Source organism: Hominilimicola fabiformis, from assembly GCF_020687385.1.
Taxonomy (GTDB): domain Bacteria; phylum Bacillota; class Clostridia; order UBA1381; family UBA1381; genus Hominilimicola; species Hominilimicola fabiformis.
On the sequence record NZ_JAJEQM010000005.1, the window covers coordinates 80,993 to 99,486 of the forward strand.

The window sequence follows — 18,494 nt, forward strand, 5'->3', positions numbered from 1 at the left end:
CATTAAAAAAGCGGAGATTTTTAAAATCTCCGCTTTTTGTATGTTATTTAATATCCGAAAGTGAAATAACTTCAACAGTATCAGGTGTGTAGCGATGTTCCATAACATCAACAAGTGCTTTAACAGTGTCAAGACTTGTCATAATCGAAACGTCGCACTCAATAGCTGTACGTCTGATTTTAAATCCGTCTGAATGAATATCATTACCCTTCTTAGGAATGTCGATGATAAGGTCAATCATACCGCTTCTGATAACATCAAGGATATTCGGAACACCCTCTGAAATCTTCTTTGCAACTTGTACCGGAATATCGTTATCTTCAAGCAATTTTGCAGTGCCGGCAGTGGCAATAAACTTGCAGCCAAGTTCGTGGAATTTCTTTGCGATAGGCAAGAAGTTTTCTTTATCCATTTCACGAACCGTAACAAGAATTGTTGAACCTGCCTTTGGAATTGTTGTACCGGCGGCAGTAAATCCTTTGTACATAGCCTCGTGGAAGTTTTGACCTACGCCTAAAACCTCACCTGTCGAACGCATTTCAGGACCAAGACTTACTTCAACCTGCGGTAATTTTTCGGTTGAGAATACAGGGACTTTTATAGCGACTGTATTTGTCTGCGGTGCAATACCTGTTGAATAACCCATTTCTTTTAGTGATTTGCCAAGCATAATGTTTGTTGCAATATCAATAACAGGTACGTTTGTAACCTTTGTGATATAAGGTACCGTACGGCTTGAACGTGGGTTTACTTCGATAATATAAAGTTCATCTCTGAATTCGATAAACTGAATGTTAATCATACCGATAACCTTTAGTTCAAGTGCAATTCTGTATGTTACGTCAACGATTTTATCAATAATATGCTGAGGTACATTCTGCGGTGGATAAATTGAAATTGAGTCACCGCTGTGTACACCGGCTCTTTCAAGGTGTTCCATGATACCCGGAATAAGAACGTCTGTACCGTCACAAATAGCGTCAACTTCAAGTTCACGTCCGCCAAGATAACGGTCGATAAGAACAGGATTTTTTGTATCTTTAATAAATGCGTCTGTAAGGTATCTTACAAGGTCGATTTCGTTTCTTGTAATTTCCATACCTTGACCGCCAAGAACGTATGACGGACGTACAAGTAACGGATATTCAAGCTTATTAGCTTCTTCAATACCTTCCTTAACACTCCAAACAGCCTTACCCTTTGGACGCTTTATGTTAAGTTTTTCAAGCATTTCGTCAAACTTTTCTCTGTCTTCAGCCTCGTCAATGTACTTAGGCTGTGTACCAAGTACAGGAACGTGCATACTGTCAAGAAAGTTTGCAAGTTTGATAGCAGTCTGACCGCCGAATTGAAGAATAACACCGTCAGGCTTTTCAAGTTCGATAATGTTGTAAACATCTTCTTCTGTAAGCGGCTCGAAGTATAGTTTGTCTGATGTATCAAAGTCTGTACTTACTGTTTCAGGGTTGTTGTTTATAATAATTGTTTCGATACCTGCTTTTTCAAGAGAAAGAACAGAATGAACACTGCAATAGTCAAATTCGATACCTTGACCGATTCTGATAGGACCCGAACCGATAACGATAACTTTTTTCTTATCAGAAGGGAATGACTCTGTAGTTTTGTCATATGTTGAGTAATAATACGGAGAAACAGCCTCAAATTCACCCGCACAAGTATCAACCATTTTGTAAACAGGGATAATACCCAAAGATTTTCTAAGATTATATACCTCGTCTGCGTCACAACCGATAAGTTCTGAAATGCCCTTATCACTAAAGCCCATTTTCTTATATTTCTTTAGAATGTCATAATTCAAATCGGCCAATTTGTATTGCTTTAATTCTTCTTCTGCGTCTACGATATTTTTAATTTTCTGCAAGAAGAATGGGTCCATACCTGTGATTTCGGCAAGCTTTTCCATATTGTAATTTCTGCGGATAAGCTCTGCAAGGTCGAAAAGTCTTTCATCATCAGGAACGATAACGCGTTGCTTTAATTCAACGGTGGTACGTTTCTTTGAAGATTTTCTTTCAAGTGTGTATTGTTTTATTTCAAGTGAACGAATACCCTTTAGAAGTGATGATTCAAGAGTATTGCCGATAGCCATAATTTCACCTGTAGCCATCATCTTTGTACCAAGATTACGCTTCGCACCGAAGAATTTATCAAACGGCCATTTTGGAATTTTTGTTACAACGTAGTCGATAGCAGGTTCAAAGCAAGCGTATGTTTTACCTGTAACGGCATTCTTAATTTCGTCAAGGTTGTAACCAAGTGCAATCTTAGCGGCAATCTTAGCGATAGGGTAGCCTGTTGCCTTTGATGCAAGTGCGGATGAACGGCTCACACGAGGGTTAATTTCGATAACCGCATAGTTAAAGCTTTCCGGATCAAGTGCAAACTGTACGTTACAACCGCCTTTAATTTCGATTGAATTGATAATATCAATAGCCGCTTTACGCAACATTTGATATTCTTTATCAGCCAAAGTAAGTGCAGGAGCGACAACGATTGAGTCACCTGTGTGAACACCGACAGGGTCGATGTTTTCCATTGAACATACCGTGATACAGTTACCTGCACCGTCACGCATAACTTCAAATTCGATTTCTTTCCAACCCTTGATTGACTTTTCAAGAAGAACCTGACCTACTCTTGAAAGGTGCAAACCTTGTGAAAGGATTGTTTCAAGCTGTTCGGGATCTTCAGCAATACCGCCGCCTGTACCGCCAAGTGTGTAAGCGGGACGAACGATAACAGGGTAGCCGATTTTCTTTGCAAATGCAAGACCTGATTCAACGTCTGTAACGATTTCAGACGGAGCAATCGGCTGATTTGTGCGTTCCATAAGACGCTTAAAGCTGTCACGGTCCTCACCCTCTTTGATAGACGGAATTGAAGTACCGATAACCTTCATATTATACTTTTCAAAAACGCCCTTGTCGTAAAGCTCACAAGCAAGGTTAAGACCTGTCTGACCGCCCATACCGGCGATAATTGAGTCCGGACGTTCTTTTTGAATAATCTTTTCTACATATTCTGCAGTAAGCGGCTCAATATAAGTGTTTGTAGCCATACCTCTGTCAGTCATAATTGTAGCCGGGTTTGAGTTTACAAGTACAACGTCAATACCCTCGTCTTTAATTGCCTGACAAGCCTGTGTACCCGAATAGTCAAATTCGGCAGCCTGTCCGATTACGATAGGACCTGAGCCTATAACAAGAACTTTCTTTATACTTTTATCTAAAGGCATATTAGTTTACCCCCTTTAAAAATCTGTCAAATAACCAACCTGTATCAAGCGGTCCCGGTGATGCTTCAGGGTGGAACTGAACGCTTTGGATTGGTAGAGTTTTATGTCTGATACCCTCGCAAGTACCGTCATTTACGTTTATAAATGTTTCTTCAACAGTGTCCGGCAAATCTGCAACTATATAGTTGTGATTTTGACTTGTAATGAAAACATTGCCTGTTGTAAGGTCTTTTACAGGGTGGTTTCCGCCGTGGTGACCGAACTTTAATTTCTTAGTTTCGCAGCCAAGTGCAAGACCTATAATTTGATGTCCCATACAGATACCGCAGATTGGATATTTACCTATTAATTGCTTAACAGTATCAACTGTACCCGGAGCGTCAAGCGGATCGCCGGGACCGTTTGAAAGGAATACAAGGTCCGGATTTGCTTCTTCGATAACCGAAGCGGGAATGTTGGCAGGAAATACTGTAATTTTACAGCCTCTCTTCAATAAATCGCGGATAATACCTTGTTTTGCACCCATATCTATGAAAGCAACGTGCGGTCTGCCTGTTTCATTTAATGTATATACCTGTTCGGCAGTTGTGTCCATAATAACGTGACTGTTGTCAAGAGAGTTCATAAGTACATTGACTTCTTCATCACTCGGCTCGCCCTGCATAATGACACCCTTCATTGTACCTGCTTCACGGATAACTCTTGTAAGTGCTCTTGTATCGATACCCTCAATACCTACAACACCCTGTTGACGAAGAAAATCATCAAGGTTCATTTCATTTCTGAAGTTAGACGGAAAATCACACTTTTCTCTTACTACAAATGCTTTAAGATTAGTGTGCTTTGCCTCCATATCCTCAAGATTAATTCCGTAGTTACCGATAAGAGGGAAAGTCATAGTGACAATCTGACCTGCAAAAGACGGATCAGTAAGAGTTTCCTGATAGCCTGTCATACCGGTTGTGAAAACTACTTCTCCGACGATGTTTTTCTCAGCGCCGAAAACCGTTCCCGAAAAACGCATACCGTTTTCCAAAATAAGCTGTGCTTTCATAATTGTTCTCCTTCCATGTTAGTGAATTAAGCTATATAGCCCAAAAAAAAAGACAATGAATAAATAACATTGTCAGTTGGTTTTTAAAAAAGAAAATAGAAATAAAGGGGAAACAGAATACCCTTTGTCTGCTTTTATTGAGTTGTAATTGCCTACGCAGTACATACTGTTTTATATCTCCTTTATGTCATTTTTATTATTGTACCACGCAATGAGTGGTTTGTCAACATATAGTACGGATTTTGTTGGTTGGTGTCAAGGTTTGTTTATATTTTCTAAATAAATAAGTGCAAAGTAACTTTTATTTTGTAATGTTAGTCAAAATTAAAAAAAGCTATTGACATTTTAAATCCATAGGCGTATAATGCAATTAAAGTTAAAGAGATTGAACACAAGGGCGTGTTCGTAAGATTGAAAAAAGGTCTTACGAATGCGCTTTTTCAGTTCAATTAGGAAAACTTAATATTATACATTATAATTAAGCACAAAGGCGTGTTTATCGAAAGTATCAGAAAATTTCGATAGACACGCTTTTTTGTTTAAAAGAAAGGGGAGTTTAGTCATGGCAGAAATGACAAAAGTCGAAATTATCACCAGACAAAGCAAGCTTGAAGATTTAAAGGCGGCTTTGAATGAAATCGGAATCAACGGTATGACAGTTACCAATGTTCTTGGATATGGTGTACAGAAAGGTCAGAAACATCAGTACAGAGGTGTTGAGTATAACGTTGATTTACTTCCGAAAATTAAGATTGAAATGGTTGTATGTACAGTACCGGTTGAAGATGTTGTAAATACAGCGATTTCGGTTTTAAGAACAGGCGAAATCGGTGACGGTAAGATTTTCATTTCTCCGGTATCACGAGTTATTAAGGTAAGAACCGGTGAAGAAGACAGAGAGGCTTTATTATAGAAAGTTTCATTAAATAGGAGGATTGATTGATTATGAGTACAGAACTATTAACAACAGCAGTAGACTGTTTTTGGTTATTCTTTGGCGGTGTATTGGTGTTCTTTATGCAAACAGGTTTCACAATGGTTGAAGCAGGCTTTACAAGAAGTAAAAACACAGGTAACATTATTATGAAGAACATAGTTGACTTTATGTTCGGTTCAATTATTTATTGGTTTATCGGTTACGGACTTATGTACGGCGAAGGTAACGGATTTATCGGTATTCCGTTCGGAGATATGTTTATGAACGGTATGGCAGGTGCAGAAAATATGGATTATACGGCATTGTTCTTCCAAACAGTATTCTGTGCAACATCTGCAACAATCGTTTCAGGTGCAATGGCTGAAAGAACAAACTTCAAAGCATATTGTATCTACAGTGCGGCTATTTCATTGTTTATTTACCCAATCGCAGGTCGCTGGGTATGGGGCGGCGGCTGGTTGTCAGAGTTAGGCTTCCATGACTTTGCAGGTAGTGCAATCGTACATATGCTTGGCGGTACATTATCATTTGTAGGTGCTGCAATTCTTGGTCCGAGAATCGGCAAGTACACAAAGGACGGAAAAGTAAACGTTATTCCGGGTCACAATATTCTTATCGGTGCACTTGGTGTACTTATTCTTTGGGTAGGTTGGTTCGGATTTAACCCTGCATCAACAGGCGGTCTTTCAGACGGTGGCGTACAAGTAGCCGCTAAGGTATTTATCACAACTAACCTTGCCGCTTGTGCAGCTGCAATCACAACAATGTTCTTTACATGGATTCGTTACGGTAAGCCGGATGTTTCAATGACTCTAAACGGTGTTCTTGGCGGTCTTGTTGCAATCACAGCTCCTTGCGACCTTGTAACTCCGTTTGCGTCAATTATTATCGGTGTTGTCGGTGCAATCTTGATGTGTCTTGCAATTCCGTTTATCGATACAAAGCTAAAGGTTGACGACCCTGTCGGTGCAATCAGTGTTCACGGTATATGCGGTCTTTGGGGTACAATCGCAGTCGGTTTGTTTGCTTCAGATACAAGTGCCGGTGCAGAATTACTTGGTCTGTTCTATGGCGGCGGTCTAAAGGCTTTGGGTGTTCAAGCTTTGGGTGCTGTTTCACTAATTGCATGGGCAGCAATCATTGGTTCAATTCTATTCGTTGTATTGAAGAAGGCTGGATTACTTCGTGCTAAGCCACAAGAAGAAATTGAAGGTCTTGACTCAACAGAACATGGTCTTGCATCAGCATACCCTGACTTTGTTGTATCGTATAACGAGAAAAGATCAATGTAATTTAATAAGGTTAATCTCTTTTTCAAAGATTAATATATATACCCCCTCAGCGAGCTAATTTATTAGCTCGCTTTCTCTTTCCAGAAAAATTTCAAAAAAACTGTTGACAACAAAAAGTTAGTGTTGTATAATAATGTTACAGTGATTGAACACAAGGACGTGTTTGTAAGAGGATATTCTTACAAATGCGTCTTTTTTGTTTTTGTGATTCAATCGGAATAAAAAAATAATGAGTTAAATTAAACACAAAGGCGTGTTTATCGAAAGTATCAGAAAACTTCGATAGACGCGCTTTTTATGTTTAAGAGAAAGGGGAGTATAGTCATGGCAGAAATGACAAAAATCGAAATTATCACAAGACAGAGCAAACTTGAGGATTTAAAGACGGCTTTAAATGAAATCGGAATTAACGGAATGACCGTATCCAATGTATTGGGTTACGGTGTGCAAAAGGGACAAAAGCACCGTTACAGAGGTGTTGAGTACAGCGTTGACTTACTTCCGAAGATAAAAATTGAAATGGTTGTATGTACAGTGCCTGTTGATGATGTTGTTAATACGGCAATTTCGGTTTTGAGAACAGGTGAAATCGGTGACGGTAAGATTTTTATTTCACCTGTATCGAGAGTTATAAAAGTAAGAACAGGCGAAGAGGACAGAGAGGCTTTATTATAGGGGGTATAAAAATATGTTAAACAGTGGCGATATAGGATTTATGATAATTGCGGCAACGTATGTGTTTTTGATGACACCGGGATTGGCTTTTTTCTATGGCGGTCTTGCACAAAGAAAAAATGTGCTCAATACAATGATGATGTCAGTAGCATTTATGGGACTTTCGTCGGTATTGTGGGTACTTTGCGGATATTCGCTTTCATTCAGCGGTGACTTGGGCGGAGTTATAGGAAACTTAAAGTGGTTTGCGTTTAACGGTGTCGGAGCGGAGGCAGGTCCTTACAGTGACAATATCCCTAATATGGGTTTTGCGTTGTTTCAGATGATGTTTGCCATTATAACACCGTCGCTTATTACAGGTGCAGTTGCGGGAAGAATGAAATTTAAAGCAATATTCTTATTTGTATTCTTGTGGCAGTTTGTGGTTTATTATCCGATGGCTCATATGGTTTGGGGCGGCGGATTTCTTGCTCAAATCGGCTCAATCGACTTTGCCGGCGGTAACGTTGTACATATAAGCTCCGGTGTTTCGGGTCTTGTGCTTGCAATATTAATCGGTAAGAGAAAAGGCATTGAGAAAAGAAGTGTCGTACCGCATAATATTCCGTTTGTTGTACTCGGCGCGTCACTTTTGTGGTTTGGTTGGTTCGGATTTAATGCAGGAAGTGCGCTTACGGCAGACGGTCTTGCACTTCACGCATTTACAACAACTAACACTTCTGCGGCTTGTGCAATGCTTTCGTGGATGATTATAGATATAATCAAAGGCGGAAAGCCGACAGTAGTCGGAGCTTGTACAGGCGGTGTTATCGGTTTGGTGGCAATTACACCGGGTGCAGGTTTCGTACCGATATGGGCGTCGTTTATTATCGGTGCACTTGTCAGCCCGATATGTTACTTTGCATTATCTGTATTAAAACCAAAATTCGGATATGATGACGCACTTGACGCATTCGGCTGTCACGGTATCGGCGGTATATGGGGCGGTATCGCAACAGGCTTGTTTGCACAAACTTCGATTAATCCGGTAGCTAAATGGGACGGTCTTGTTTTCGGTGATTATCATTTGTTCGTGGCACAGGTGCTTAGTATATTGGTAACAATAGCCGTTGCGGTTGTCGGAACATTGATTTGTGTGGGTATTGTAAGATTGTTTACAAAACTTCGTGTTGATGAAAACAGTGAAAATGTCGGTCTTGACGACAGTGAACACGGTGAACGCGCGTATTCGGCAATATGGGAGTAAAGCATAGAAAGATGACAAAAGGCAGACAAAATCATTATGGTTTTGTCTGCTATTTTTTTATTTAAAAATATCTCTTGCAATGTATTATCTTTTTCGATAAAATAGTAGTAACATATGTAAACGAAAGAAGTATATTGATGAAAAAGGAAAAAGTTCTTAAAAAATATTTCGGACACAAGAAGTTTCGTGACGGACAGTCTGAGATTATAGATAATATATTAGAAGGAAACGATATTCTCGGAATAATGCCGACAGGTGCGGGAAAATCAATGTGTTACCAAGTACCGGCACTGATGATGGAAGGTATAACGATTGTAATTTCGCCGCTTATATCACTTATGATTGACCAAGTAAATTCACTTGTTCAGTCGGGTGTTGCCGCCGCATACATAAACAGTTCGCTGACTTTGGCACAGCAAAATAAAGTTGTAAGCAATATTTACAAGGGTATGTATAAAATAATATATGTTGCACCCGAAAGACTTGAACTTGAGGGATTTATAAGGGTAGCGCAAACAGTGAAAATCTCTATGATAACCATAGATGAAGCACATTGTGTATCGCAGTGGGGACACGATTTCAGACCGGGATATTTGAAAATAGAAGAATTTATAAAAAAACTTTCATACAGACCGATTATAGCCGCTTTTACCGCAACGGCGACTGACGATGTGAGAGAAGATATAATTCGTATTCTGAAACTAAACAATCCGTATGTTAAGGTTACGGGATTTAACAGAGAAAATCTGTATTTTGAAGTGCAAAGACCGAAAGATAAATTTACGGCACTTTGTGATATTTTGGACAGGCATAAAAATCAAAGTGCGATAGTTTATTGCTCGACAAGAAAAACGGTTGAGGAAGTGTGTGAAAGACTTAATGACAACGGATATGATGCGACAAGGTATCACGCAGGACTTGATGATGACGAAAGGCAGAAAAATCAAGACGATTTTATATACGACCAATGTGAAATAATGGTTGCAACGAACGCATTCGGTATGGGTATAGATAAATCGAACGTTTACCTTGTTGTGCATTACAATATGCCGAAAAATATTGAAAGCTATTATCAAGAGGCGGGCAGAGCGGGACGTGACGGCGGTGATGCAGACTGTATTATGCTTTACAGTGCCCGTGATGTCAATACTGCAAGATATTTTATCGAAAATCCGGATGAAAACTCAGAAATATCAGACCAAATGCGTATCAAAATTATGGAGAAAGATTTTGAACGCTTGAAAATGATGACGTTTTATTGTACTACAAGTGAGTGCCTCAGAGCATTTATTCTCGAATATTTCGGCGAAAATCCGCCGCTTAACTGTGACAACTGCGGAAATTGCAATACTAATTTTAAAACAACGGATATAACCGTTGACGCACAAAAAATAGTGTCATGTGTATACAGAATACGAAAAAAGGGGAGAAGTTGCGGTAAGACGCTTTTGGCGGAGGTACTTTACGGAAGTAAGCTCGACAAAATAAAAAGACTTGACCTTGATACTATTTCTACATACGGAATTATGAGCGATATGTCGCTTAAAAGGATAAGATATATTATTGATTATTTAATTCAAGAGGGCTATCTTGAAGTTGACGAAATGAATTACAGGACTGTACAGCCCACACTGAAAACAAAGGAAATATTAAACGGTAAAGAACTTTCGATGAAATTGATTAAGGAAGTTTCTTATACCCATAAGAAGGATACCGTTTTGACGTCTGAAGAAGACAGACTGTTTGAAAGACTTAAAAAACTTCGTAACAGACGTGCCGTTATGGCAAGTGTTCCTGCGTATGTTATATTTCAAGATTCTACACTTCGTGAAATGTGCCGTAAACGTCCTGTTACGGACAGCGAATTTTTGAATATCTCCGGTGTCGGCGAAATGAAAAAACGTAAATACGGCAAAGAATTTATGGAAGAAATACAAAAGTTTATAAACGAAAACGAGTAGTCATTTGAACCGCCCCCCAAAAGTCAGACCAAAAATCTAACGAATTGGGGGTCGGTTTATTGATTACTCGTTCTTTAATTCTTTCGGTGTAACATATATTGTGTTGTAATAATCATATATCACCATACCGGGTTTTGCACCGTTTGGTTTTTTGACATTTTTAATCTGCGTAAAGTCAACGGGAACTTGTGACGAATCACGACCTTTTGAATAGTATGCCGCAAGTTCGGCAGCCTCCGTGATTGTCGTTTTCGGAACGTATTTATCAAGTCCGAGTTTTATGATTGTATGCGAGCCGTGAATATTTTTGGTATGAAACCACAAATCAGACGAATTTGCAAATTTTAATGTAAGGTAATCGTTTTGGGTATTATTCTTGCCCACATAAATATCAAAACCGTCGGAACTTACAAAGTGCATAGGTTTTGACGCATTTTGTTTTTGCTTTTTCGGATTGAATTTTCTGTTTAAATAGCCTTCGGCAATCAGTTCCGCACGAATTGCGTTTAAGTCTGATTCCGTATCAGATGTTTCGATAGCGGCAAGTGTGCTTTCTAGATATTCAAGGTCATTTTTGGCGTTTTCAATTTGTTTTGCTGCCTCAATTTCAGCATTTTTCGCCTTGTTATATCGCTTGTAATACTTCTGTGCATTCTGTGACGGTGAAAGCTGCGGCGAAAGCGGGATTTTTACGGTAGGCGAATCCTCTTTGTAGTAATCTATAACTTCAACGCTCGACTGACCGTTTTTCATATTATAAAGATTTGCCATAAGCAAGTCACCGTATATTTTATATTTATCTTTATTCTCCGAATCGGCAAGCGTTTTATTTAAAATGCCGAGCTTTTTTGAAACACGTTCTATATTATTGTTAAGAAGTTTCACAAGGTCGGCACTCTTTTGACGCATTCTCTCGTGCATATCGCGAGTTCTGTAAAATGTGTCAAGAAGTACGCTTATGTCGTCAAATTCTTTAATTTCCGCAAGTGATTCGTACTGTGTTATAGGCGTGGCACTGAATTCCATTAATTTGCCCGAGGCGGAATTTATAATCATACAAGGGCTGAAATTGTTTTGCTGAACGTCTTTGGCAAGTTTAACCGTTTCGTATAAAAGTTTATTTCTGCCGTTATCCGTAAGTTCGGAACACTTCACGTCTGTGCGACCGAACGCACGATATACAATTTCTCTTGATGTAAGCGGACTGATACCTGCTATTGCGGAAAGAATGGCTTTATCGGCGGTCTGTATCGGTGATGAAAAATCTATGTTTGCTGTTTCGCTTATTTCCGTAAGGTCGGTTTTATCCTGTACAGGCGGTGAAACATAGTCAAGTCCGGGAAGCAGCTGACGTACCGAACTTACCGTAAAATCAATGTGTTTGATACAGTCAAGAATACGCATATCTTGATTGGTAAGAATAATATTTGAATGTCTGCCCATAATTTCGACTATAAGATATTTTGTCGTAAGGTCGCCGAGTTCATCATAACTTTCTATCGAAAATTTTATAATACGTTCAAAGCCAATCTGTTCAATATCCGTAATTTTACCGCTGCCGATATGCTTTCTCAAAAGCATACAAAACATAGGCGCACTGATAGGATTTTTCTTTGAAACGTTTGTGAAATGAACACGCGGATGTGCAGGACTTGCAGAAAGCACAAGTTTAAAATTATCCGTCATTGTTCTCAAATTTATTGTAATTTCGTCTTTTTCAGGCTGATGTATTTTATCTATACGGCTGTTTATAAGCTTGTCTTTAAGGTCTTTGACAAGACAACGAACCGCTACTGCGTCAAATGCCATAATGTCCTCCTGTGTAAATGTATTATTTTTTATTATACCATATTTATATAAAAAAACAATAAAAATATTGCCAAAACGATTTTGCGGTGGTATAATAACCTCAAAGCAATGCTTTATACGAAAGTGAGGAAAAATAATATGAAGAAAATTATTGCGGCGGCAGTTGTGGCGTCAATGGTTGTACCGTGCTTTTCGGTAAGTGCGGCGGAAAGAGTAAAAGAAGTTTCGAGCGTGTACGGTGATAAATCGGAAATACATATTGTATATAATGATAAGGTTGTAAAATATGATGACGTTAAGCCTGTAAATACTGACGGCAGAGTTATGATACCGTTCAGAGCGGCACTTGAAAATATGGGCGCAAGCGTTGATTATGATGATTCAAGCAGACTTGTAACGGCTAAAAAGGGTGACACAACAATTAAGTTTACACTTATGGACGATACAATATATGTAGACAATAACGGAAGTGAATCAACCGTTAAAATGGACACACCTATGATTATTGTTGATGACAGAACTCTTGTTCCTATTCGTTTTATGAGTAACGCATTCGGTATGCAGGTAGGCTGGGACGGAAATACGGAAACAGTTGTAATCCTTGATGCTGACGATTATTTTAACGAATTTGAAAACTCGGCACCGAATATTTCAAAACTTTTAAATAAGGAAACACCGAAATATAATAAGGAATATACTGCATTTGATGTGAGTTTTGATTTGAATAACGGCAACAGTAAATACAGTGTTGCGGCAAACGGAAGTATTGACGGCAAAAATAAAGATAATGTTGCGGGTGCGGATGTGAAGTTTAACGGCTCATTGAATGAAAGCAATGTAAATGACGCAACACTTAACGCAGTAGTAGCGGATGATAAGGTTTACTTTAAAACAGATGTTATAGAAAAACTTGCTCAAAGCTCGGACAATGCAAAAATCAAGGCATTGGCACTTATCGTAAAGAGTGATGTATGGTACAGTATTGATTTAAACAAAGCCTTGACTTCTCTCGGTGTGCCGACTGCCACAATAAATATAGTGGACAGTGCTGTCGGCGGAAATACTGCAAAGGCTATGGACACATTAAAGAGTGCTTATCAGACAGAGGGCGATACTGATATTGATACTATTATTTCATTGGCTTCAATGTTTGATATGTATGAACAGATGGATAAATATATAACGGTTACAGAAACTGAAAACGGCGGTTACAGCCTAAAAATGAATATCAAATCAGAAGATATGCTTAACATTTTGAAAAATATAAGCAATATATCGGACAGTGACTATAATCAATTAAAAAATGATTTTAAGTTTAATGTTTCCGCAAACAGCGAAACGGACGCAACAAAATCAACAAGTGACGCAAATATAGAAGTCGGATATGCTGATGATATGTCACTTAAAATGACAGTATCGTCAAATGCGGAAAAGGACGATACAATAGTGACACCTGAAATTCCGACAGGTGCGGCTGATATAACGGATTTATTTGTAAGTACGATAAAAACAAAAAATAATTAAGTCGGTAAACAGACGAGCTGAATTTACAGTTCGTCTGTTTTTTTGTCGAAATAACAAACTTGACGGATACATTTCTGTTATTTTTGTAATGAATTTTTCAAAAAAATTTAAAATAAGACTGTTCAAATACAAGAACTTGTGGTATAATAAAAAAATAATGGGTTAATATGCCTATATAATATATTAGACGGGAGAACGTGCTATGCTGAAAAGTATGACCGGATACGGCAGACGAGAGGCCGTAACAGAAGGAAAAAAGATACTTGTGGAGATAAAATCGGTAAATCACAGATATTCGGATTACAATATAAAAGTGCAAAGACATCTTGGCTTTTTGGAAGATAAAATCAGAAAGTATGTATCGTCAAGTATAACTCGCGGTAAGGTTGATATATACCTTAATGTAGAGAACTACGAAACTGCCGACAAGCAGATTACATTAAATAAGGAAATCGCAAAAAATTACATAGATGTTTTATACCAACTTAGAGATGAATTCGGATTAAAGGACGATATAACAGTATCAAACGTTGCGTCAAATCCGGACATTTTCTCAACCGAAAGAGTTGAAGAAGATGAGGAGGCTCTGTGGAATACGGTTAAAACCGTTCTTGACGGCGCACTTAGCGACTTTATCGCAATGCGTGAGCGTGAGGGTGAGAGAATACAAAAGGACTTGTGCGAGCGAATTGACTATATGCGTACACTTGTCAAGGAAGTAGATGAGCGTTCACCGCAGACTGTTAAGGAATACAGTGACAAACTTTACGAAAAGATTAAAGAAGTTCTTGACGGTAAAGAAATAGACGAAGCAAGAATACTTACCGAAGTTGCAATTTATGCCGATAAAGTGGCAGTAAATGAGGAAACGGTAAGACTTGGCAGTCACTTTGAAGAATTTGACACTATAATAAACAGCGGTTCGCCGGCAGGCAGAAAGCTTGATTTCTTAATTCAGGAAATTAACCGTGAAGTAAATACAATCGGTTCAAAGGCAAGTGATATTGAAATCGCCAAAACCGTTGTAACGCTAAAGGGTGAAATTGAAAAATTAAGAGAGCAAATTCAAAATATTGAATAACAGGTGATATAATGAAACTTATAAATATAGGCTTTGGAAACATGGTTAATGCCGAACGTGTTGTGGCAGTTGTAAGTCCAGAGTCCGCACCGATTAAACGTATAATTCGTGAGGCGGAGGATAAGGGTAATCTTATAAACGCAACATACGGCAGAAGAACAAGAGCCGTTATAGTAACCGATTCCGACCATATTGTTCTGTCGGCTTTGCAGACGGAAACGGTATCAGGCAGACTTAGCGGTGATACAGGAGAGGAGAGCGTTAAAGGCGATGAGTAGAGGTGTACTTTTTGTAATGTCCGGACCGTCGGGAACGGGCAAAGGAACGATTTGTAATGAACTTCTTGCAAATGAAAATAACGACGTATTTTTGTCCGTATCGTCAACAACGAGAGAAAAACGCAAAGGTGAAACCGACGGCGTGACATATAATTATACAACGGTGGAAAACTTTAAGAAGATGATAGACAACGGAGAAATGCTTGAATATGCTATGTACAGCGGCAATTATTACGGTACTCCGAAAAAGACTGTTGAAGATATGCTTGACGGCGGCAAAAACGTTTTGCTTGAAATCGAACCGCAAGGCGCACTTAAAGTTAAGAAACTTTTTGAAGAGGCAGTACTTATGTTTATAGCACCGCCGTCAATGAAAGTTTTAAAACAGCGACTTGAGGACAGAGGCCGTGAAACGGCAGAACAAATAGAAGAACGACTTGAGGCGGCAAAATGGGAATTATCTCAGTCGACGAAATATGACTGTATATTCGTAAACGACGAACTTGGCGAGTGTGTTCGTGAAGTCGAAGAAACAATGCGTGATAAGGTTCAAAAGCGTAACCTTGTTGATAAATTATTAGCTGAAAATTATTGATTACTGGAGGAATATTATTATGATGATTAAACCTGGAATTTCGGATCTTTCAAAGTGTGTGGACAGCCGTTATACACTTGTTACAATGGCGGCAAAACGTGCGAGAATGATTGGTGAAGAACGTATGCACGATATGGACGCATACGGCGATGAAAAACCTGTATCAGTTGCGGCAGAGGAAATCGTAGAGGGAAAAGTAGGCTATGTTCGCTCAGAGGCTATCAAGCGTGCAAAGGCTTGGGAGGACGAAAAGGCTGCGGCTATTCTTTCTCTAAACAGTAATGATGACGTACAGCCGGAAGAAATCGAAGTTGCAGAAGACGATACAGAAGATAACGAATAATAATGATAGCAAAAATTATTGTGGATAATAAGTCAAAGCAAGTTGATAAACCTTTTGATTATCTTGTCCCGAAAGAACTTGAAGACAAAATTAAAATAGGCAGCAGAGTGCTTGTTCCGTTTTCTTCCGGTAACAGAGAAATTGAGGGATTTTGTGTCGGCACTGCGGATACAAGTGACAGTAAACGTCTTAAATCCATAATAAGAACGGCAAATGATTCGATAGGCTTTGACGAAGATATGCTTGAACTTATCGAGTGGATGCATAAAAAATATCTTGCATCATACCTTGATATAATTCATACGATTGTTCCTTCAGGTACGGCACTTAAAACGAAAGAATGGATTATTCTTGAAAATAAAAGTGAGGAAAAGTCGGAGATACGCCGACGTATTACGGAAATACTTACCGATAACGGCGGGAGTATGGAATTTAAAGAACTTAAAGAAATGTGCGGAGTTGATATACAAAATCAAGTCCGTGCAATGATTAAAGAGGGTACTTTAAAAAAGGAATACAGACAATCGGTTGATATTAAGGATAAAAAAATTAAATGTGTAAAGCTTATATGTGACAGAGAAACAGCACTTGAAAGTGCCGAAAATTTACGCAGAAAAGCACCTGTTCAAGCAAAAATGCTTGAAGTGCTAAGCGAAAACGAGTATGTTTCTCTTGCCGATTTGCAGAAATTCACAAACGGCTCACACAGTACCGTAAAAGCGCTTGAAAAGAAAAATCTTGTCAATGTGTTTGATATGACGGTTGAACGTGATCCGTATTGGAACAGAGTTTTTGAGAAAACAGAAAAGATGGTTCCGACACCGGAACAGGAATACGCGATAGATGAAATCACAAATTCCGTAAAATCGGGTGACGGAGGAATATATCTTCTGCACGGTGTGACAGGCAGCGGTAAAACCGAAGTTTTTATGCAGACGATTGAAAATGTGATAAATATGGGTAAAAGTGCGATTATGCTTGTACCCGAAATATCGCTTACACCGCAGATGGTTTCAAGATTTATGTCGCGATTCGGCGGCAGAGTTGCTATTTTTCACAGCGGTTTGTCCGCCGGTGAAAGATATGACCAATGGAAGAAAATTCGTGACGGTGAGGCTGATATTGTAATCGGTGCAAGAAGTGCGATTTTTACACCGCTTAAAAATATCGGCGTTATAATAATGGATGAGGAACATTCCGATACTTATAAGTCGGATATGTCACCGAGATACCATGCACGCGAAACGGCAATATTCAGAGCAAGTCAGTTTGGTGCGGCGGTTGTCTTGGCGTCGGCAACGCCGTCTGTTGAAAGCTATTACAAAGCACAGACAGGCGAATATAAGTTGCTTGAAATGAATACAAGATACAATAAAAATAAAATGCCCGAAATATCGGTTATTGATATGCGCAGCGAGTTGGAAAAGGGCAATAAAAGTATGCTTTCGGGTAAATTGTATAACGAAATCGAAGAAAATTTAAAACGCGGTGAACAGACAATTTTGTTTCTTAACAGGCGTGGATTTTCTACATTTGTTTCGTGTCGCAGTTGCGGATATGTACCGCATTGTCCGAATTGCAACATATCGCTTACATATCATAAATTTGAGGATAAATTAAAGTGCCACTACTGCGGATATGAACGACCGAATTATAAGCTTTGTCCGAAATGCGGAAGTAATTATATACGTTATTTCGGCGGCGGTACGCAAAAGGTGGAGGACGAATTAAACCGTCTGTTCCCAAATGCGACAACTGTCAGAATGGATATGGATACAACGGGTAAAAAGCAGTCGCACGAGAAGATTTTGCAGAAGTTTGAAAAAGATAAAATCGATATTCTTATCGGTACGCAAATGGTGGCAAAAGGACTTGATTTTGAAAATGTAACGCTTGTCGGAGTTATAACGGCAGATACAATGCTCAATATTAACGATTACCGAAGCTGTGAGAGAACTTTTGCAATGCTTGAACAAGTTTCGGGACGTGCCGGCAGAGGAAGTAAAGAGGGCAGAGCCGTTATTCAGACGTATACGCCCGAACATGAGGCGGTGAGCCTTGTAAAAAGTCACAATTACAGAACTTTTTACGATAAGGAAATTGCAAAACGAAAGCTTATGTGGTATCCGCCGTTTTGTAAAATAGTGAGTGTGCATTTTCAAGGCAATGTTGAAAATATTGTTGCGAAAACGGCAAAATATTTTTTAAACACTGCCGAAAAAACACAGAATATATCACAGAAAATACAGATTTTAGGGCCTGTGCCGTCATATATTTCAAAAATAAAAAACAAATACAGATGGCAGATTATTTTTAAATGCGAAGATGACGATAACTTGGGTGAGATACTTTCACAAGCTGAAATGACATGCAGAAAAAACAAGGAATTTTCGGATGTGGCGATAATAATAGACAAATCACCCGGTATGATAAATTAGAGAGG

The 18,494-nt window shown here is 38.9% G+C and carries 14 protein-coding genes; 11 read left to right on the plus strand and 3 right to left on the minus strand.

Going from position 1 to position 18,494, the window contains the following annotated elements:
- Nucleotides 1-43: 43 nt before the first annotated feature.
- Both carB and carA read right to left on the minus strand, forming a co-directional pair.
- Nucleotides 44-3,256 carry a carbamoyl-phosphate synthase large subunit gene (gene carB / locus LKE05_RS04825; protein WP_308456122.1) on the minus strand — a complete coding sequence of 1,071 codons (3,213 nt, stop codon included), beginning with the start codon at nucleotides 3,254-3,256 and terminating at the stop codon, nucleotides 44-46.
- Nucleotide 3,257: 1 nt separating this feature from the next.
- Entirely contained in the window at nucleotides 3,258-4,310 is a 1,053-nt protein-coding gene (gene carA, locus LKE05_RS04830; RefSeq protein ID WP_022230786.1) for a glutamine-hydrolyzing carbamoyl-phosphate synthase small subunit, read from the minus strand.
- A 562-nt stretch (nucleotides 4,311-4,872) separates the two neighbouring features.
- Here carA and LKE05_RS04835 point away from each other — a divergent pair.
- The 5 genes from LKE05_RS04835 (at nucleotide 4,873) to recQ (ending at nucleotide 10,421) form a co-directional block, all read left to right on the plus strand.
- The gene (locus tag LKE05_RS04835; protein ID WP_022230787.1) at nucleotides 4,873-5,223 is read left to right on the plus strand and encodes a P-II family nitrogen regulator; all 351 of its coding nucleotides are present in this window, start codon (nucleotides 4,873-4,875) and stop codon (nucleotides 5,221-5,223) included.
- Between the two features lie 32 nt (nucleotides 5,224-5,255).
- Nucleotides 5,256-6,539: an ammonium transporter gene (locus tag LKE05_RS04840; RefSeq protein WP_308456123.1), complete on the plus strand. Its 1,284-nt coding sequence runs from the start codon at nucleotides 5,256-5,258 to the stop codon at nucleotides 6,537-6,539.
- Nucleotides 6,540-6,863: 324 nt separating this feature from the next.
- Complete coding sequence (locus LKE05_RS04845) at nucleotides 6,864-7,214, plus strand: P-II family nitrogen regulator (RefSeq protein ID WP_022230789.1); 351 nt, start codon at nucleotides 6,864-6,866, stop codon at nucleotides 7,212-7,214.
- A gap of 13 nt (nucleotides 7,215-7,227) precedes the next feature.
- The gene (locus LKE05_RS04850; RefSeq protein ID WP_308456124.1) at nucleotides 7,228-8,460 is read left to right on the plus strand and encodes an ammonium transporter; all 1,233 of its coding nucleotides are present in this window, start codon (nucleotides 7,228-7,230) and stop codon (nucleotides 8,458-8,460) included.
- Nucleotides 8,461-8,597: 137 nt separating this feature from the next.
- On the plus strand, nucleotides 8,598-10,421 hold the full coding sequence (recQ, locus tag LKE05_RS04855) for a DNA helicase RecQ (protein ID WP_308456125.1): 1,824 nt from the start codon (nucleotides 8,598-8,600) through the stop codon (nucleotides 10,419-10,421).
- Between the two features lie 63 nt (nucleotides 10,422-10,484).
- Here the strand turns inward: recQ and LKE05_RS04860 are convergent, their stop codons facing one another.
- Nucleotides 10,485-12,230 carry an Rqc2 family fibronectin-binding protein gene (locus LKE05_RS04860; protein WP_308456126.1) on the minus strand — a complete coding sequence of 582 codons (1,746 nt, stop codon included), beginning with the start codon at nucleotides 12,228-12,230 and terminating at the stop codon, nucleotides 10,485-10,487.
- Nucleotides 12,231-12,368: 138 nt separating this feature from the next.
- On the opposite strand from LKE05_RS04860, the gene LKE05_RS04865 reads away from it, so the two are divergent.
- From LKE05_RS04865 to priA, 6 genes are all read left to right on the plus strand, one after another.
- A complete protein-coding gene (locus tag LKE05_RS04865; RefSeq protein ID WP_308456127.1) occupies nucleotides 12,369-13,754 on the plus strand; it encodes a copper amine oxidase N-terminal domain-containing protein in 1,386 nt (461 codons plus the stop codon).
- Between the two features lie 202 nt (nucleotides 13,755-13,956).
- Nucleotides 13,957-14,835, plus strand: coding sequence for a YicC/YloC family endoribonuclease (locus tag LKE05_RS04870; protein WP_117967594.1), 879 nt, complete (start codon nucleotides 13,957-13,959; stop codon nucleotides 14,833-14,835).
- Nucleotides 14,836-14,846: 11 nt separating this feature from the next.
- Nucleotides 14,847-15,113: a DUF370 domain-containing protein gene (locus tag LKE05_RS04875; protein WP_022230795.1), complete on the plus strand. Its 267-nt coding sequence runs from the start codon at nucleotides 14,847-14,849 to the stop codon at nucleotides 15,111-15,113.
- Entirely contained in the window at nucleotides 15,106-15,708 is a 603-nt protein-coding gene (gene gmk, locus LKE05_RS04880; RefSeq protein ID WP_308456128.1) for a guanylate kinase, read from the plus strand. The genes LKE05_RS04875 and gmk overlap by 8 nt, the downstream gene beginning before the upstream one ends.
- 19 nt (nucleotides 15,709-15,727) lie before the next feature.
- Nucleotides 15,728-16,051 (plus strand): DNA-directed RNA polymerase subunit omega, encoded by a 324-nt coding sequence (gene rpoZ, locus LKE05_RS04885; protein ID WP_308456129.1) that lies wholly within the window; start codon nucleotides 15,728-15,730, stop codon nucleotides 16,049-16,051.
- Between the two features lie 2 nt (nucleotides 16,052-16,053).
- The gene (priA, locus tag LKE05_RS04890; protein WP_308456130.1) at nucleotides 16,054-18,489 is read left to right on the plus strand and encodes a primosomal protein N'; all 2,436 of its coding nucleotides are present in this window, start codon (nucleotides 16,054-16,056) and stop codon (nucleotides 18,487-18,489) included.
- The last annotated feature ends 5 nt before the right edge of the window (nucleotides 18,490-18,494 follow it).

Coding starts and splice junctions, on each gene's coding strand:
- carB (WP_308456122.1), bottom strand. CDS start 3,256: ATGCCTTTAGATAAAAGTATAAAGAAAGTTCTTGTTATAGGCTCAGGT.
- LKE05_RS04845 (WP_022230789.1), top strand. CDS start 6,864: ATGGCAGAAATGACAAAAATCGAAATTATCACAAGACAGAGCAAACTT.
- LKE05_RS04875 (WP_022230795.1), top strand. CDS start 14,847: ATGAAACTTATAAATATAGGCTTTGGAAACATGGTTAATGCCGAACGT.
- LKE05_RS04835 (WP_022230787.1), top strand. CDS start 4,873: ATGGCAGAAATGACAAAAGTCGAAATTATCACCAGACAAAGCAAGCTT.
- LKE05_RS04865 (WP_308456127.1), top strand. CDS start 12,369: ATGAAGAAAATTATTGCGGCGGCAGTTGTGGCGTCAATGGTTGTACCG.
- LKE05_RS04850 (WP_308456124.1), top strand. CDS start 7,228: ATGTTAAACAGTGGCGATATAGGATTTATGATAATTGCGGCAACGTAT.
- rpoZ (WP_308456129.1), top strand. CDS start 15,728: ATGATGATTAAACCTGGAATTTCGGATCTTTCAAAGTGTGTGGACAGC.
- LKE05_RS04860 (WP_308456126.1), bottom strand. CDS start 12,230: ATGGCATTTGACGCAGTAGCGGTTCGTTGTCTTGTCAAAGACCTTAAA.
- recQ (WP_308456125.1), top strand. CDS start 8,598: ATGAAAAAGGAAAAAGTTCTTAAAAAATATTTCGGACACAAGAAGTTT.
- LKE05_RS04840 (WP_308456123.1), top strand. CDS start 5,256: ATGAGTACAGAACTATTAACAACAGCAGTAGACTGTTTTTGGTTATTC.
- LKE05_RS04870 (WP_117967594.1), top strand. CDS start 13,957: ATGCTGAAAAGTATGACCGGATACGGCAGACGAGAGGCCGTAACAGAA.
- carA (WP_022230786.1), bottom strand. CDS start 4,310: ATGAAAGCACAGCTTATTTTGGAAAACGGTATGCGTTTTTCGGGAACG.
- priA (WP_308456130.1), top strand. CDS start 16,054: ATGATAGCAAAAATTATTGTGGATAATAAGTCAAAGCAAGTTGATAAA.
- gmk (WP_308456128.1), top strand. CDS start 15,106: ATGAGTAGAGGTGTACTTTTTGTAATGTCCGGACCGTCGGGAACGGGC.